The organism is Pelagibacterium halotolerans, from assembly GCF_044811015.1.
Classification (GTDB): domain Bacteria; phylum Pseudomonadota; class Alphaproteobacteria; order Rhizobiales; family Devosiaceae; genus Pelagibacterium; species Pelagibacterium halotolerans_A.
On sequence record NZ_CP085243.1, the window covers coordinates 3,349,963 to 3,366,097 of the forward strand.

Consider the following 16,135-nt stretch of genomic DNA (forward strand, 5'->3'; position numbering starts at 1 on the left):
CGGCTGGGCTCTCAGGCTTCCAACCGTTGTGCCAGAACCTTGTCGATGCGGTTTCCGTCCATATCGACAATTTCGAAGCGCCATCCATGGACCTCGATTTCGTCCCCGGTTTTCGGAACGTGTTCGCTTTCGCTGATAAAGAAGCCAGCGACAGTCTGATAGGCCGTTTTGGAGGGCAACACGATGCTAAGCGTTTCAGCCATCGCATCGGCAGACAAAGAACCCGAAAAGAGCCAAGAGCCATCGGCACGGCGAACGATATCTTCTTCCTCAGCGACATCGAGATCGGAGCGGAAGACGCCGGCGATCGCTTCGAGCAGGTTGGCCGATGTGACGATGCCTTCGAAATGGCCGTATTCGTCGAAAACCAGCACCATGGGATGGTCGGCGTCCCGCAGGCGGTCGAGAACGTCGAGCGCGCCCAGGGTGTCGGGAACGATCGGGATTTCACGCACCAGCGCTTCGAGATCGCTTCGGGTTTCCGGCAGGCCGCCGACGAGCGCGTCGCGGACATAGACCACGCCGACGACATCGTCTTCGCCCTTGTTGCTGACCGGCAACCGGGAATGGCGGGTCGTGGTGAATATCTTGCGCATCGCGTCGGCGCTCGCGCCGAGCGCAATGGTTTCGACATCGACGCGAGGGGTCATCACCGCGCGGGCTGTTTTGTCCGAAAGGCGCAGCACGCCGGCAATCATGCGCTTTTCGTCGGTTTCAATCACGCCATGCTCGGCGGCTTCGGAAACGAGCGATTTGATCTCCTCCTCGGTCACCATGTTCTCAGCGACCTCGGATTGGCCAGTGAGACGAAAGACGGTCTGCGTCGACGCATCGAGCAGCCAGACAGCAGGCCCGGCGATCATAGATATCCCACGCATCAGCGGAGCTACCGCGCAGGCGATAGCTTCGGCATGGCGCAGCGCGAGCTGTTTGGGCACGAGCTCGCCGACGACCACTGAAAGATAGGTGACGATGACGACGATGCCGCCATAGCCCAGAGGCGCTGCAGCGGTGTCTGGAATACCCAATCCGATGAGAGCGTCGGCGGTGCGCCCGCCCAGAGTCGCGCCGGAAAACGCGCCGGCAACGATACCGATGAGCGTGATACCCACCTGGACCGTGGACAGGAACCGTCCAGGGTTTTCAGCGAGCGCAAGCGCGGTCGCCGCACCGCGTCGGCCTCCAGCGGCAAGCGTTTTGAGGCGAGGTTTGCGGGCGGCAACGACAGCGAGCTCGGAGAGTGCGAACAGGCCGTTCAAAAGAATGAGCGCGGCGAGGATGATGGGCTCAAGCATGGGCCGCGCGCGGTCTGGTTGCGTTCATGCCCATGCTGTCATCCACCCGCCGGCGCCCGTCAGCTTGCCTGCGCGCGGGCGGCTTCCTTCACCGCATCCTGCACCTTTTCGAAGGCGCGGACCTCGATCTGGCGGATACGCTCGCGGGAAACTTCGTATTCTTGCGCCAACTCTTCGAGCGTCGAGGGATTTTCCTGCAGGCGCCGGGCGCGGAAGATCGCGCGCTCGCGGTCGTTGAGGACCTCCATAGCGCCGTTCAGCAGTTCCATGCGCTCATCGAACTCCTGGCTTTCGCCAAGGATTTCTTCCTGGTCGGGCGCTTCGTCGATGAGCCAATCCTGCCACTGGCTGGTGCCCTCGTCCGCGCGCATGGGTGCGTTGAGTGAAGCATCGCCGGAGAGGCGCTGGTTCATCGAAACGACGTCATCCTCCGAGACGTTCAAGGTCGTAGCGATCTGCTTGACCTGGTCGGGATGCAGACTGCCTTCCTCGAGCGCTGCGATCTGCCCCTTGATGCGGCGCAGATTGAAGAACAGGCGCTTTTGCGCCGCCGTCGTGCCGATCTTGACCAGCGACCACGAGCGCAGGACGTATTCCTGGATCGAGGCGCGGATCCACCACATGGCGTAAGTGGCAAGACGGAAGCCCTTGTCGGGCTCGAAGCGCTTGACGGCCTGCATCAGGCCGACATTGCCCTCCGAGATCACCTCGGAAATGGGCAAGCCATAGCCGCGATAGCCCATGGCGATTTTCGCCACGAGCCGCAGATGGGACGTGATGAGTTTCTGGGCGGACTCTGGGTCGCCATGCTTTTTATACCGCTTGGCGAGCATGAATTCCTCGTCGGCATCCAGCATCGGGAACCGGCGGATTTCCTGCAGATAGCGGTTCAGCCCGTCTTCTGACGACAGGACTGGAAGATTTGATTGGGCCATATCAGCACCCCCTTAAAGGACTAGCCCCCGGAGCCTCCCGGCAGGCCAAGCCTCGCTCGCGCCCACACTTGCCGTTGGCGCGCGAGAAGGCACATTCGCGCTCAATATAGGTCGGAATTTGGCGAATACATCCCTCGGCCAGCGAAAATCCGATTTTCGCTGGGCGCATGTCTTTCTCACGTCTGTTACAACGCGTAAGGCGACAGCGTAGTTGCAAGCTCTTGCATATCTTGCGGCAGATCGGTCGAAAAGCGCAAGGTTTTTCCGCTCACGGGGTGGGCAAATCCGAGCACGGCGGCGTGAAGGGCCTGGCGGTCAAGGGCCTTGAGCGCCGCAGCGGCAGGAGCAGGCAATTTGTTGATTTTGGTGGCGAAACCGGCGCCATAGAGCGCGTCGCCCAGAAGCGGATGGCCGATATGGGCCATGTGGACGCGAATCTGATGCGTGCGTCCGGTTTCGAGCGTGCAGGTGACCTGAGCAACGGACCAAGTCTCCGCCTCGAAGCGTTCCGCAACGCTATAGTGGGTGATCGCGTCGCGTCCATCGCGCGGGTGGACGGACTGTTTGAGCCGGTTGTGCGGATCGCGGCCGATCTGGGTTTCTATCGTGCCCTTTAGTGGGTTCGGTGTGCCCCAAACGAAGGCGATGTAGGCGCGTTCGAGCGGGCCGGAACGGCCATGGTCCGCGAATTGGGCCGCGAGCCCGTTGTGGGCCGTTTCGGTCTTGGCGGCGACCATGACGCCGGAGGTGTCCTTGTCGAGCCGGTGCACGATGCCGGGCCGCTTCACGCCGCCGATGCCGCGCAGGCTTTCGCCGCAATGGTGGATCAGCGCATTGACGAGCGTTCCGTCCTCATTGCCGGGGGCGGGATGCACCACCATGCCGGCGGGCTTGTTGATGACAATGAGGGCGTCGTCTTCATAGAGGATATCGAGCGCGATCTGTTGCGGCTCGGGTTGGGCTTCGACCGGTTCGGGGGCAGTAAGCGTTATGGACTCTCCGGCCTTCACGCGATATTTGGGCGTCTCGTTCGCCGTTCCGTCGATGGTCACTGCGCCTGAAAGGATCAGATCCTTGATCCGGTTGCGCGAGAAGACAGGGAAACGGGCTGCGAGAAATGCGTCGAGCCGCGTGCCTGCCTCTTCTTGGGCAACGGTCGCGTCGTGCCCATCAATTTGCGGATCGTTCATGCGTAACCCTGAAGTCGAAGACGAAGATGATAAGCCCTTGAGCCCCGAAGGTGAGGCGATCATGGCCAAGGCGCGCCGCCGGGCGGCGTTCTCCATGCTCATCATGCTGATCGGCTTTATGGCGATTGCCGGGGTCGTTGTCTATCGGCTGGCGGCAATGAGTGTCGATCCGGCTGCAGAATACGTTCTGGACGCCGTGCCGGTGCCGGCGGACGCAGAGGTGGTTTCAAGCGCAGTGCAGGACGGGCTTGTGGTGGTCACCTATGTGCGCAACGGGGCCACGATGATCCGGCTCTATGATGGGGAGACCGGCGACATCGTGCGCGAGATCGCGGTGGTCTCCGAGTAGGTCGGCTCGCCGGCGTGAGGACATGGCGGCATGCGAGGCCGCATGTGAGCGCCAGAAATGCCGGCTAGCTGCCTCTGGTGTCTTCGTATGCTTTGAGATGCTTTTGGAGCGCCTTTTGCCGCCAGATCGCCTCAAATAAAAACGTAAAGCGCGCAGGATCGAGTGTTTCGAGCCGGATGAGAACGTAGGGGTAATCCCTATAGTGATCGGTGATGAAGAAGGCGTCTTCCCCGGTTTCGATGAGCAAGTCACGATCATCGATTGAGGCGCAGCGCATGGCGACGATGCCGGGATCTCGCTCGCGCAGGAGAAATTGCGTACCAACCTTGATGGCAGGCGTATCGTAGCTCGTTGCATCGACGACGCCAGGGAATTTGAGAGCAATGCGGCGGATGTCATCGAAGGTCATCCGCTCCTCCGCTTACCGCCTATGCCGGATGCGGCCGATTTCGTCGTATTCCGCCTGTTCGCGTTTGAGGGCCTCAGCGTTTTCGCGAGCATTCTCCCGCTGGTCGAGCAGTTCCACCTTTTTGAGGTCCTCGATGGCTTCGGCGAGATCGTCCTGGGCCGCTTCGAGTTTTTCGCGCATGTCGTTGGCCGAAACCAGAAGGTTGTCGCGGCGCGTCATGGCGGCCTTGGCGAAGGTGGAATAGGCGAAATGCGCAGTATCGGTTATGCCGGTCTTCTGGTGCTCGATCTCGATCTGCTGATCGAGTTCGGCGGCCATGCGTTCGAAATCGCCAATCATCGTCTCGATCTGAAGGACCTGACGGCGCTTCTCGTCGACCTGGAACTTCTTAAGCCGGATCAAGCTTGCGCTCTTCGACTTCATGACTTGTACTCCTTACACATCAAGCCGCCTGATCGCCCCCGCCACCGGTTTCCAGGATCGCCGCGAGCAAATTGTACCCGTCGGCAATCGAGGTGCGTTCGTCCCCTCTCTGGCTCAAAAACGCTTCCAGAGCGGGGTTGAGCGCGATGGCGCGGTCAACCGTGGGATCCGATCCTTTCCGGTAAGCGCCCAGCCGGATCAGTTCCTCCATATCGGCAAATACCGACATCAATTCCCTTGCCTTGCCGAGCGTCGGCCTGAAATCCTCAGGCACGCAGCCCGGCATGGTTCGCGATACGGAGCGCAATACATTGACCGCCGGAAACCGGCCGCGTTCGGCAATGGAGCGCTCCATGACAATGTGGCCATCGAGAATGCCGCGTACGGCGTCCGCAATGGGTTCATTGTGATCATCACCTTCCACCAAAACGGTAAACAGACCGGTAACGGAGCCAGACTCTTTGAGTCCAGGCCCGGCGCGTTCGAGCAGCCGGGGCAGTTCGGTGAAGACGGTCGGCGGGTAACCTTTGGCGGTCGGCGGCTCGCCGATGGCCAGCCCGATCTCGCGCTGGGCCATGGCGAAGCGGGTGAGGCTGTCCATCATGCACAAGACGCGCTGGCCGTGATCGCGGAAATATTCCGAGAGCGTCATGGTGAGGTAAGCAGCCTGACGGCGCATGAGCGCGGACTCGTCGGAGGTCGCGACGATGACGATGGCCTTCTTCATACCCTCTTCGCCGAGATATTCGGAGATAAACTCCTGAACTTCGCGGCCGCGCTCGCCGATCAGCCCGATGACGGCGACGTCGACGTCGGTATTGCGCGCGAGCATGCTCATCAGCACAGACTTGCCGACGCCTGAACCGGCGAAGATGCCCATACGCTGGCCTTCGCAGCATGTGGTGAAGGTGTTGAGAACTCTGACCCCCAGATCGATCGGTTCACCAACGCGAGCGCGTTCGTGGGCCGGCAGGGGTGTGTTGCGCAGCCCATAGGGCTCTGCACCGCGCAACAGCGGCGGGCCACCGTCTATCGGCTGGGCATCGGCATTAATCGTGCGCCCGAGCCAGGTCCGGTCGGGGTAGACCGCACCGTCATGGCCGGCGAAGATCGCCTTGCAGCCGAGCCGGACGCCTTCGACCGGGCCGAAGGGCAGGCAAAGCGCAAGCCCGTCGCGGAAGCCGATGATTTCGCACGGCAGCGTGGCGCCGGACTGGGTTTCAATGAAGACCCGGCCGCCCACACGCAGTTCGCGTACAGGGCCGACGACCTCGATCAGCAGGCCCTGGACAGTCTTGACGCGCCCGAACACCTCGATCTCGTCGATAGCCTCGATGTCTGAGATGAGCGACTGCACGGCTGTGACTTTCCTCGTGGCGGCTGCGGCCGATTGTGAATGATTCGGGCCAAGCCTGTCGCCTTGGTAACGCAACCTTAATTCCGATGCGATAGAGGGAGGTGTTGAGCAAAATTTTCTCTTCTGGGCGGCGTGCGCCCGTTTCCCCGACATGGCTGGCAATTCACCGAGTCCCAAGAGTCATTTGAAGGGCTTTCTTAACGTAAAGAATTAAGAAAAATTTCCCGAAAATTTTAAGAAAAAACAATAACTTAAAAAGCTTCTGGGTTAATCCGGATTGCATATTGCCCAACCGAATTAAACTTTGTTAACTAATTGCCGGTAGGTTCGAATCGTACCCAGTAGGGTTTGGTTAAGGTTGACGGGAAAGATCGCGTCTTCCCGGTTCCAGTAGGAACCTAAGGTAAGGGGATAGGCATGCGTGTACTCTTGATTGAGGACGATAGCGCGACAGCGCAGAGCATTGAGCTGATGCTCAAGTCGGAAAGTTTCAACGCGTACACCACCGACCTCGGTGAGGAAGGTGTCGATCTGGGCAAGCTTTATGATTACGACATCATTCTGCTTGATCTCAATCTGCCCGATATGAGTGGCTATGAAGTACTGCGCACGCTCCGCGTTGCGAAGGTTCAAACGCCGATCCTCATCCTCTCGGGTCTGGCGGGCATCGAAGACAAGGTCCGGGGTCTCGGGTTCGGTGCCGACGACTATATGACCAAGCCCTTCCACAAAGACGAATTGGTAGCGCGCATTCATGCGATCGTGCGGCGCTCCAAGGGTCACGCCCAGTCGGTCATCAACACCGGCGATCTAAGCGTCAACCTCGACACCAAGACCGTGGAAGTCGGCGGCCAGCGGGTACACCTCACTGGCAAGGAATACCAGATGCTGGAGCTTCTCTCGCTCCGCAAGGGCACCACCCTCACCAAGGAAATGTTCCTCAACCACCTCTATGGCGGGATGGACGAGCCCGAACTCAAGATTATCGACGTCTTCATCTGCAAGCTTCGCAAGAAGCTCTCGGTGGCGACGGCGGGCAAGAATTACATCGAAACCGTCTGGGGCCGCGGCTATGTGCTGCGCGAGCCGGACGAAGCCGAGTTTTCCGAAAGCGCGTAACCCCCCTTCCGCGCTTTGCTGGAGGCGATAGAAGAGGCCCTGCATCCTTCGATGCGGGGCCTTTCTTATTGGTTTTGCTCGTTATTCGACAACGGCGCGATAGAGGTGCCAGGTCGCGTGGCCAAGGATCGGGAGCACGATGGCAAGTCCGACGAAGAGCGGCAGCGACCCGATAAAAAGCAGCACCGCCACGATCAGACCCCAGGCGAGCATGGGGACGAGATTATGGGTCACGGCGCGAACCGACAGCGCAACGGCATCCGCTGCGCTTCCTCCATGGTCGAGCAGTCTTGGGAAGGCGACAACGGTGGTCGCCAGAACTACGAAGGCGAAAACGAGGCCGACGAGATTGCCCCAGATGAGCAGACCCCAGCCCTCGGAGGTCGTGAACACTGCCGCGAGCAGGTCGGGCAGGTTGGTTGGGCCGTTCTCGCCGAAAAAGAAGACGTAGATCGAGTTGGCCGCAAAAAGCCAAAGTCCGAATATGATCGCCAGCACCAGTCCCAGCGCGAGGATGGCGCCGATGGCCGGCGAGCGCAGGACCATGAAGGCATAGACGGGGTGGTCGTCCAGGCCCTGCTCGCGCCTTCGGCTGATCTCGTAAAGTCCGATCCCGGCGATCGGGCCGACAAGCGCAAAGCCGGTCGCTATTGGATAGAGCAGAGAGAAAGTCTCCCCGCCGGCGGTCCAGACGGCCAGAATGAAGCCGACGACCGGATAGATGATGACGAGGAAAATATAATGGGACGGCCGTTCCCAGAAATCGGATGCGCCCTTTTTGAGAGCGGCGAAGACATCGGAGAGCGTAATGGAACGGATATTGTCGACCTGACCGTCGGGTTTGCTCCGGGTATTGCGGATATGTTTTGCCTCAACTGCCGGCATGTCCGCCTCCTTTGAGGGTTGGGCAGGCACAGCAGTACCCACCATTCGCGCCGGAGCCGGACCATCCAGGCTCCAGCTAGGCCCAAGAATAACGCGAAATGGACAAATTGTCGCGGGGCACTCACGCCAACGTGCAGCTGCATAAGGCAGCACGGTTCGGTTGCGACGATTCCGCGCACGATCACGAAAAAGATAAACAAGACAATAGCTTATTGGGTTTTGTAGTCGGTGCGCCTGGGCGTGCGACATCGGTGCAGGGTGAACTGCGCGTGTGTGGCGTTAGGGTTGATGCACGTTCCTGCGGCGGAGAACCAATTGCCCAAAGCGTTTCGCTACCCTCAGACCGGCGCCCTGATGCGTCACTACACCGAGGGGGACTTTCTCGATTGCCAGATCGCGCGCGTGCCCGAGCCGAGCCTCTCGGCTGCGGACCTGGCGTTGATGACGGTTTTTGCCATGCCGCGCTGGGTGATGGTGCTGCTCGCGATCCGGAATGCACTCGTCAAGCCGTTCGGCCTCAAGACCGGGACAGAGCAGGGCTACGCGCCGCCGACGCGCGACGATATTCTCGAGCGGCGCTATACGGGGGCGTTTGCGGTCGATCATGTCAGTTCCGAAGAAGTCACGTTCGGGTCGGACGACAGGCATATGGACTTCCGGATTTCCGTCATCAAGACGCGCGCGCCCATGGGCTATGTCGCGCTCGCGACCTGGGTGCATCCGCACAATATCTGGGGGCGGCTCTATCTCTGGGGCGTGCTGCCGTTCCACAAACTCATCGTCTGGCGCATGCTGGCCAATCTCAGGGACGATGTGGAGCGGGGACGCTAAACGAACGGCTGGAACTTGGCCTCGAGCGATGCCCTATCAAAGGGCTTGAGCATATGGTCGTTGGCACCCGCCTTGCGGGCCATGGCGATCTGGCCGATATCGCGCTCGGTGGTGCAGTAAACGACCTTGGGCTTGTCACCGCCGTTATAGCCCCGCAGAGCCTTGAGGAATTCCAGCCCGTTCATGATCGGCATCTGCCAGTCGAGCAGGATGACGTCCGGCATCTCCCGCCCGCATTTTTCGTAGGCTTCCTGGCCGTCCTCGGCTTCATCGACGATGAAGTCCATATTTTCGAGAATGCGGCGCGCGACCTTGCGGATAACACTTGAGTCATCAACGATCAGGCACGATTTCATGATGCGTACTCCCCAACGGGCTCGTTGCCAGCTAGACGCCCGCCAAGGCGCTTCGGCACTCTAGACCGCAATGGTTAGCGAACGCTTATCCGTACCCGCCGCGCTTTAATCGATATCGTGGGGCAGAGGGTCGGCTGTGAAGCGCAGTTCCTCGTTCTCGACGCCGATATTGAGGCCCATATGGCACAGCCGGGCCAGGAGGCCGGTGTAATAGGGCTGGATGCCGCGTGCGTCGACATTGCCATCTTCGGGAGTGGCCGCGAGAAGACCGGGAATGCCGCTGGGTACCAGCGTTTTGGGGCCGGTGGCGGTGATGGAGAAATTCTCGGTTCCCGGCTCGCCGCCGATCTCAACCGTGATCTGGCCGCCGCGCGGCACACCGCCAATGACGATCAGCAGCATGTTGAGCAGAAGCTTGACCTTGTTTTTCGGGATGATGAGCGGGGGGATCTGCCAATCGAGATCGGCCTTCTCGCCCGCGATCAGAAGCTTGGCGACGCGTTCGGCCTCGCGGGTATCGATATCCGTCCCCGCGGTCGAGGAGGCGCCGAAGGCGAGACGCGCGTATTCGAGCTTGGCGCGCGCCTGCTTTGTCGAATTCTCGATCAGTTCCCTTGCGAAATCGGCCATTTCGGTCTGGGTGGGATCGGACAGGACTTCGAGTCCGTTGCCGATGGCGCCGACCGGGTTAATCAGATCGTGGCACACGCGCGAGCACAGCAATGCCGCGAGATCCGCCGCTTCGAGTTCGACCGTGCTCGTCATGGCTTTGGTCCCATCCTGGAATTGAGAATCACTTGTTCGCACTTTACAGGCCAGACTCATGGCGGCAACGTTTTGTGCCCGCTGGGCGAAGACTTTGCCCAATATTGCATTATCGTGGCGGAGCGTCACCGGCCCCAATCGGTGGCACAAACGGCTCTTGTCCGCGCGCGGGCGGGAGCGCCTCCCAATTGCCGAGTGCCTGGGCAAGCGCGGCTGCGCCTGCCAGTTCGAAGGCCTCGCGATTGCCGACCGAGAAAAAGAGAAACAGCCGGTCGCCAATGATGCGGTAGATTTGCGGATTACCGTCCGAGAGGTAGCCGCGTGCCATGGCCATGGCGCCGTGGCCGCCGAATTGCGGGGCGTAGATTTCGGGCGCGCGGGCGAAGACGTCGCGATTGGCGGCGGACGCGAAATACCAGGGCACACCGGCCCATTCATGGACGTATTGCGGGGAGCCGCGAAGGGGTTCCGGGTTCGTGAAATAAGAGACCGGATCGTATCCGTCGATGGCGACACCGGTTAAGACGTTGGTCACGATGGACTGTTCCTGCGCAGCCACGGCTGTAGGGGCAAAAAGGCACGCAAGCACAATCAACACGCTTTGGTAAGACTTTGTAAGGGTTAAGATTTGTTTACTTCTTTGCCGCATGATCGCCCTAGATTTCCGCTATTGGAGTGAAATAGCGGGTAAGCCCGATACTAACAGCTGGCCGTATGGGCTTGGTTAACCGGCGGGGGGTTCGGCCGGGGTGTAAAACGCGAGTTGGGAGCACGAATTTGATGTTCAAACGCCTCATCGGGACCCTGGGTCTGGTGCTGTGCCTCTTGAGTCTGCCGGCCGCCGCGCAGACGCAGGCCCAGCCGCAAGGCTCGCTTTCGGAGACCTATTCAGCCAATGAGCTGGTTGACGCCGGGCACCAGTTTTTCGGATCGGTGGCCGAGGGCCTCGCCTCGCTGATCGAGCGGGCCGTAGGTCAATACGGGCAGCCGAACGCCTATATTCTGGGGCAGGAGGGTTCGGGCGCGCTGTTTGTCGGTGCCCGGTACGGCGAGGGGGTGATGTATACCCGCAATGCCGGCAACCATAACGTCTTCTGGCAGGGGCCTAGCCTCGGGCTCAATTTCGGCGCGGACGGCAGCCGGGTGATGATGCTGGTTTATAACCTGCCCACGATTGACGCGATCTATGACCGGTATCCGGGCGTGGACGGGTCGATTTACGCCATCGGCGGGCTGGGCATGACGGCGCTCAAGCGCCAGAATGTGGTGATTGTGCCGATCAGCGCAGGTATCGGCGTGCGTGCAGGCATCTCGGTGGGATATCTCAATTTCACGCGTGAGCCGACCTGGAACCCGTTCTAGGGCGCGCCGGTTAGCCCGATAAAGCAGAAGTGATGCCGCATCCGGGCGCCGGGTGCGGCATTGTTGCGGATGATGCCTGCGGCGCGGTAAGGTTAAGCACACGTCAATCTGGCCGGCATTTCAGGGCCGTGCCAGAATGTCCGGGGATGCGCAAAGCCCCTTTTGGGGACGAGGTTTATGGGAATCGGTATCGAGCATATCATGTATGCCGCGCTGGGATTTCTGGCTGCAGGACTTTTGGCCGTCGCAATCGTGCCGGCCATCTGGAACCGTGCCGTGCGTCTCACCAAGCGCCGTATCGAGGCGGTGACGCCCGTAACGCTCAATGAATTCCGTGCTGACAAGGACAAGCTGCGCGCCGAGTTCGCCATCGCGACGCGGCGGCTCGAGATGCGTATCGAGCGGCTGCGTAATAAGCTGGTGGATGCCAGTGTCGCGATTGACAGCCAAGTTCAGGAAATCGCGGCGCTCAAGGCCGAACGCGACGAGCAATATGACGCGATTAGCGCGCTCAAGGTGCGCGAACAGGAATTGGTTGCGCAAATCCGCAATCTCGAACGCGATGCCGCCTCGCTCGCGGCCATGGTGGACAGGCAAGCGCCCGCAGGCCCGGCAGGGCGGCTGCTGGCGCCGGATGAGGAGGACGGCGCGGATGTCAGCGGCGATCAGCTCACGGGCGATTACCGGTCCGATGTCGAGGATCTCCTGATCGCGCTTTCGCTCGAGCGGCAGCGCAATGCCTTCCTCGAAGAGCAGGCCGAAATTCTGCTGGCGCGGCTCGACAAAAAGAAAAAGCGCGATGCGGCAAGCGACGAGGCCATCGCGCTCTTGCGCGATACGCTGGCCAAGGGCGATCCGTCGAGCGCCGCGCGGCTTGCGTTGCACGATGCCGAAGCGCGGATCGCCAATGCCGAGGCGCGGTTGAGCGCGTTGCTCTCGGACTCGGAGGAAACCGCTGCAGATACGAACGGGCACGCGGTGCTGTCGCTTGCTGACGAACTCGGTCAGGCCGAACGGCTCGATAAGCTTAAGGACGCGGTGCTTTCGCTTGAAAAGGACGCGGCGCGTGGCTGGGGCACGAAGCGATATGATCCCGCTGCGCTCCGCGAGCGGCTCAAAGAGATCGCGAACGAAACCGCGCGTCTCGTCTATTCCGAGGACGCGCGCGAGATCGAAGCGGAGGAGACCGAAAGCCTCTTCGACCGCGTCCGGAAATTTGCCGGCGACGGCGTCGAATTTGAGGACCTGCCGCTTGAAAACGAGCAGACACCGGCCGCGCGCGGGGCGGTTGCCGATCGGTTGGCCGCGCTGCGGAACCTGCAGGAGCGGTAGGAGTTCTGCACTGTGATTATGGCGGGTTGGCACGCCTCTTTGCGACACAACCCATGCCGCGCGCACGGTTCCCCTTCTCCCCTTGAGGGAGAAGGTGGCCGCGAAGCGGTCGGATGAGGGGTGCCTGCGGCGTTGCGAACAGCGCAGAGTCTATGCGTTTTCGCAGGCGCGCACCCCTTCGCGAGGCCCACCTTCTCCCTCAAGGGGAGAAGGGGAACCGTGCGTGTGGTCGGCCCCTCCGCTACGATCACCGTATGAACCCGTCAAATCCACTGTGCGGGACCATCAGGTGCGCGCCATCGAGCAAATACCGCCCAATTAGAATTGCTGCCGCGCTACGCAAATTTCTCCCGGGCCAGCGCCGCTGACGGCGGCGGCGGCAGCTCTCCTGGATACAGCCCGTCGCCGACAGGGCGTCCCAATCCGGTGACGATGGGAATGACCCCCGCCCAGATCGGTAACGCATGATCCTCCTCGTCATCGACAGGTGGGCCTTGCCGGATCTTGGCGGACGTTGCCTCGATTTCGAGCGCAAGGACACCGGTAGCCTTGCGCTCCTTGGGCAGCATCGGGCGCACTTCGGCCCAGCGGCCGGGCAGAAGGTGCTCGGTGATGAGCTTGAGCGCCAGTTCGGATTCATCGATATCGGTCACGAGCCGGGTGTGGCCATGCACGACGGCGGAGCGGTAATTCATCGAGTGATGCATGCCCGACCGCGCGGCGACGATGCCGTCGAGATGGGTCACGGTCATGGTGATCGGCTCGCCGTCCTTGTGCATGGCGACGATGCGGGTTTTTGAGGCGCCGTGCAGATAGATCGTGTCGCCGTGCCGGGCGTAGGCCATGGGCATCACCATGGGCCGGCCGTCGGCGATGAAGCCCACATGGCCGACAAGGCCGGTGTCCAGAATGGCGTTGACCGTCTCCGCGTCGTAATGCGCGCGGCGGGGCTGGCGCGCCCGGGCGTAGTCGGGAGGTGTGTGGGCGTTCATAACTGGTTCTTTCAGGTGAAAATAATATAGCCTTGATCGCGGACCAGTTAGCGCTTTAAACTGGCCTCATTGAAGGGCCAGTAGATGGAAATTTCAAAGAACCAGTTTGTCGCCGACCTTATTGCGTTCGACCGGAATGGTGGAGCACTGCCCGAGCAGATCTATCACGCCGTGGGCGATGCGGTGCGGGCGGGGCGCATTCCACCGGAGCGTGCATTGCCCAGTTCGCGCACGCTTGCGCGGGAGTTGGGTGTTTCGCGCAATACCGTCAACGCGGCGTATGAGTTGTTGCGCGCGGACGGGATCATTTCGGTCCGGCAAGGCGCCGCACCGCGTATTGGAACGGGCCCAGAGCTGGAGCGGGGACGCGCTGCGCTGCGGGTGCAGCCGCCGCACCTTTCCACGCGTGGGGAGCACCTTGCCAAGCAGCGACGGCATCGGATGCTGGATGTCGGGCTGCTCGAACCCGGAGCGCCGGTCGAAGACCTCTTCCCCGCCGACGAATGGGCGCGCTGCCTGCGGCGGGTGGCGCGGCGGCAGTATGGCGCGGAGGCGATGTACGCCAACGTCACCGGGCTGGAACGGCTGCAGGTGGCGCTTGCCGGTCATCTCGAGCGCTGGCGCGGCGTTGTGGCCAAGCCGGAGCAGTTGCTCATCGTGCCCTCGACGCAGGCTTCACTTACGCTTGCGGGGCTGTGTCTCGCCGATCCGGGCGATACGGCGCTTGTCGAGTCTCCGGGTTATTGGGGCGCACGCATCGCGTTTGCCCAGACACAATTGGAGGTGAGGGCACTCGAAGTCGATGCCGACGGCGCCGATCCGGACAGCGCTGGAGACGTCAATGCACGGCTTATCTACGTGACGCCTTCGCACCAGTTCCCCACCGGTACCCGCATGCCGCTCACTCGGCGCATGGCACTGCTTGAGCGGGCGCGCACAAGCGGCGCTGTCATCCTCGAGGACGATTACGACAGCGCCTTCCTCTGGCGCGGCCGGACGATTGCGGCGATGCAGGGGATCAGCGCGGGTGCGGAAGTCATCTATCTCGGAACCGCCTCCAAGAGCCTGCTGCCGGGGCTGCGGCTGGCCTATATGGTCGTGCCCGAACCGCTCGTTCCCGCCTTCTCGCAGGTGCAGCGCGATATGGGATTGCGCGTCAATATCCATGCGCAGGCGGCGCTTGCCGAATTCATCGAGAGCGGGGCCCTGACGACGCATTTGCGGCGTATAACGCGGATATACGAGGCGCGCGGGCGCCTCTTGATCGATACGCTCCGAACGGTCTTGGGTGACCGGATCGAAGCCGACATGCCCATGGGCGGTGTTCAGACGGTTATATCGTTCCGGGGCCCGGTAGATGACGAGGCCGTATCGCAACGCATGCAGGCGACGGGGTTCAATACGCCTGCGCTTTCCGGTTACTGCATCGGCAAACCCCGGTCGGGGCTGATCGTCGGGTTCGCCGAAGCGACGCCGGATATTGCACAGAGATTCGCACGCACGCTTTCGACTGCGTTTTAGTCGTCGGCATCCGCAAAATCCGCCAGCCAGTCGAAGACGGGCTTAAGCCGCAGCAATTCGCGGGTGCAGGCATCGGGTCCGGTTTCGCCATAGGCAAGCGCGGGATCCCGGCAGTCGATCCAGACCGCGAGGCTTTTGCGGCGCAGGAGATCGGCATTCGGATGGTCCGCCGGGTAGGGCGCGGGCACGCGCTTGAGCTCGGGATCATTGATGCGGATACCGTCCTTGATCAGGGCAGAAAGCACGGACGCAAGATCGTTGCCTTCGGGCCCGGACACGGCTTCGCGCCAGCGCGTCAGCCCATCGGGGGAGAAGGCGAACAACCCCGTGCCGACAACCAACCGGTCCGGTTCGAGACCAAGCATCCAGGCGGGCATGTCGGGGCTGGAGGGGCTGGGGCGGAAACCGATATGCAGGTGCGCGTTATAGGGTGTCTTGTCTTTCGAAAAGCGGACATCGCGGTAGATGCGGAAGATGCGCGGCGTTTGCGGCATGCCCGTGGCGGCTTCCAGTGCCAGCGCCATTGCTTGAGCGAAATGCTCTGCGGGCTCTTTGAGTGCCGTGCGATAGCGTTCCTTGTTGGCCTCGAACCACTCGCGGTTGTTGTTCGCCTTGAGGTCGGCGAGGAAGGCGCGGGTTTGTTCGGACAGCATCGTCATTTCTCCGGAAGGGACAGGGCATTCTCGATGGCGAGCGAGAGCCATTGGGTGAATATTGCGTCGGAAAGCCCATCCGCGTCGACGAAATAAAACCCGGTCATTTTCCGTCCGCCCTGGATTAGAGCCTCACCGCCGGGAAGCGCCTCGGCGGCCTGTTCATTGTCCTTGCCAACACGGAACATGAAGCGCCGTTCGCCGGTTTTTGCCTTGTCCGCGCCGCCGATCATGTGGCCGTTGAGGAAAAAGCAGATGCCGCCCATCATGCGTTTTTCCGAAATGCCGGCAAGGCCATCGATCTTGTCGCGGAAGCGGGCGGTGAGGTCTTCGTCATAGGCCATGAGAATTCTCCAGGAGT

19 protein-coding genes are annotated in these 16,135 nt (G+C 61.4%); 6 read left to right on the forward strand and 13 right to left on the reverse strand.

Annotation, left to right across the window (positions count from 1 at the left end):
- Positions 1–11: 11 nt before the first annotated feature.
- The 3 genes from LG281_RS16150 to LG281_RS16160 all read right to left on the reverse strand — a co-directional run bounded on the left by LG281_RS16150 (position 12) and on the right by LG281_RS16160 (position 3,420).
- On the reverse strand, positions 12–1,295 hold the full coding sequence (locus LG281_RS16150) for a hemolysin family protein (RefSeq protein ID WP_404402488.1): 1,284 nt from the start codon (positions 1,293–1,295) through the stop codon (positions 12–14).
- Positions 1,296–1,354: 59 nt separating this feature from the next.
- A complete protein-coding gene (rpoH, locus tag LG281_RS16155; RefSeq protein WP_404402490.1) occupies positions 1,355–2,230 on the reverse strand; it encodes an RNA polymerase sigma factor RpoH in 876 nt (291 codons plus the stop codon).
- Between the two features lie 185 nt (positions 2,231–2,415).
- On the reverse strand, positions 2,416–3,420 hold the full coding sequence (locus tag LG281_RS16160) for an RluA family pseudouridine synthase (RefSeq protein WP_404402492.1): 1,005 nt from the start codon (positions 3,418–3,420) through the stop codon (positions 2,416–2,418).
- Between LG281_RS16160 and LG281_RS16165 the strand changes: the two genes are divergently transcribed.
- A complete protein-coding gene (locus LG281_RS16165) occupies positions 3,419–3,769 on the forward strand; it encodes a DUF6476 family protein (protein WP_404402494.1) in 351 nt (116 codons plus the stop codon). The genes LG281_RS16160 and LG281_RS16165 overlap by 2 nt on opposite strands.
- Before the next feature lie 64 nt (positions 3,770–3,833).
- Here LG281_RS16165 and LG281_RS16170 read toward each other — a convergent pair whose 3' ends face one another.
- Genes LG281_RS16170 through fliI form a run of 3 tightly spaced genes read right to left on the reverse strand, consistent with a single transcriptional unit; the run spans position 3,834 to position 5,958 of the window.
- On the reverse strand, positions 3,834–4,178 hold the full coding sequence (locus LG281_RS16170; protein WP_404402496.1) for an MmcQ/YjbR family DNA-binding protein: 345 nt from the start codon (positions 4,176–4,178) through the stop codon (positions 3,834–3,836).
- A gap of 12 nt (positions 4,179–4,190) precedes the next feature.
- A complete protein-coding gene (gene fliJ, locus LG281_RS16175) occupies positions 4,191–4,601 on the reverse strand; it encodes a flagellar export protein FliJ (RefSeq protein ID WP_404402498.1) in 411 nt (136 codons plus the stop codon).
- Between the two features lie 19 nt (positions 4,602–4,620).
- Positions 4,621–5,958 carry a flagellar protein export ATPase FliI gene (gene fliI, locus LG281_RS16180; protein WP_404402500.1) on the reverse strand — a complete coding sequence of 446 codons (1,338 nt, stop codon included), beginning with the start codon at positions 5,956–5,958 and terminating at the stop codon, positions 4,621–4,623.
- 417 nt (positions 5,959–6,375) lie between these two features.
- On the opposite strand from fliI, the gene ctrA reads away from it, so the two are divergent.
- Positions 6,376–7,077, forward strand: coding sequence for a response regulator transcription factor CtrA (ctrA, locus tag LG281_RS16185; RefSeq protein WP_231804010.1), 702 nt, complete (start codon positions 6,376–6,378; stop codon positions 7,075–7,077).
- A gap of 81 nt (positions 7,078–7,158) precedes the next feature.
- Here the strand turns inward: ctrA and LG281_RS16190 are convergent, their stop codons facing one another.
- A complete protein-coding gene (locus LG281_RS16190; RefSeq protein ID WP_404402503.1) occupies positions 7,159–7,962 on the reverse strand; it encodes a DUF2189 domain-containing protein in 804 nt (267 codons plus the stop codon).
- Between the two features lie 315 nt (positions 7,963–8,277).
- Between LG281_RS16190 and LG281_RS16195 the strand changes: the two genes are divergently transcribed.
- Complete coding sequence (locus LG281_RS16195; RefSeq protein ID WP_404402505.1) at positions 8,278–8,793, forward strand: DUF2867 domain-containing protein; 516 nt, start codon at positions 8,278–8,280, stop codon at positions 8,791–8,793.
- Here LG281_RS16195 and LG281_RS16200 read toward each other — a convergent pair.
- The 3 genes from LG281_RS16200 to LG281_RS16210 all read right to left on the reverse strand — a co-directional run bounded on the left by LG281_RS16200 (position 8,790) and on the right by LG281_RS16210 (position 10,449).
- Positions 8,790–9,149: a response regulator gene (locus tag LG281_RS16200; RefSeq protein ID WP_404402507.1), complete on the reverse strand. Its 360-nt coding sequence runs from the start codon at positions 9,147–9,149 to the stop codon at positions 8,790–8,792. The genes LG281_RS16195 and LG281_RS16200 overlap by 4 nt on opposite strands.
- A gap of 105 nt (positions 9,150–9,254) precedes the next feature.
- The gene (chpT, locus tag LG281_RS16205; RefSeq protein WP_404402509.1) at positions 9,255–9,914 is read right to left on the reverse strand and encodes a histidine phosphotransferase ChpT; all 660 of its coding nucleotides are present in this window, start codon (positions 9,912–9,914) and stop codon (positions 9,255–9,257) included.
- Between the two features lie 109 nt (positions 9,915–10,023).
- Entirely contained in the window at positions 10,024–10,449 is a 426-nt protein-coding gene (locus LG281_RS16210; RefSeq protein ID WP_404402511.1) for a YHS domain-containing (seleno)protein, read from the reverse strand.
- A gap of 245 nt (positions 10,450–10,694) precedes the next feature.
- On the opposite strand from LG281_RS16210, the gene LG281_RS16215 reads away from it, so the two are divergent.
- Together LG281_RS16215 and LG281_RS16220 are read left to right on the forward strand one after the other, a co-directional pair.
- A complete protein-coding gene (locus LG281_RS16215) occupies positions 10,695–11,276 on the forward strand; it encodes a DUF1134 domain-containing protein (protein ID WP_404402513.1) in 582 nt (193 codons plus the stop codon).
- Positions 11,277–11,453: 177 nt separating this feature from the next.
- Positions 11,454–12,608 carry a hypothetical protein gene (locus tag LG281_RS16220; protein WP_404402515.1) on the forward strand — a complete coding sequence of 385 codons (1,155 nt, stop codon included), beginning with the start codon at positions 11,454–11,456 and terminating at the stop codon, positions 12,606–12,608.
- Positions 12,609–12,943: 335 nt separating this feature from the next.
- On the opposite strand, the gene LG281_RS16225 is transcribed toward LG281_RS16220, so the two are convergent.
- Positions 12,944–13,600 carry a pyridoxamine 5'-phosphate oxidase family protein gene (locus tag LG281_RS16225; RefSeq protein ID WP_404402517.1) on the reverse strand — a complete coding sequence of 219 codons (657 nt, stop codon included), beginning with the start codon at positions 13,598–13,600 and terminating at the stop codon, positions 12,944–12,946.
- Positions 13,601–13,684: 84 nt separating this feature from the next.
- Between LG281_RS16225 and LG281_RS16230 the strand changes: the two genes are divergently transcribed.
- Positions 13,685–15,121: a PLP-dependent aminotransferase family protein gene (locus tag LG281_RS16230; protein ID WP_404402519.1), complete on the forward strand. Its 1,437-nt coding sequence runs from the start codon at positions 13,685–13,687 to the stop codon at positions 15,119–15,121.
- Here LG281_RS16230 and LG281_RS16235 read toward each other — a convergent pair.
- Entirely contained in the window at positions 15,118–15,774 is a 657-nt protein-coding gene (locus LG281_RS16235; RefSeq protein ID WP_404402521.1) for a DUF2461 domain-containing protein, read from the reverse strand. The two genes, LG281_RS16230 and LG281_RS16235, sit on opposite strands and share 4 nt — an antisense overlap.
- Before the next feature lie 2 nt (positions 15,775–15,776).
- Positions 15,777–16,118, reverse strand: coding sequence for a TfoX/Sxy family protein (locus LG281_RS16240; RefSeq protein WP_404402523.1), 342 nt, complete (start codon positions 16,116–16,118; stop codon positions 15,777–15,779).
- Between the last annotated feature and the right edge of the window lie 17 nt (positions 16,119–16,135).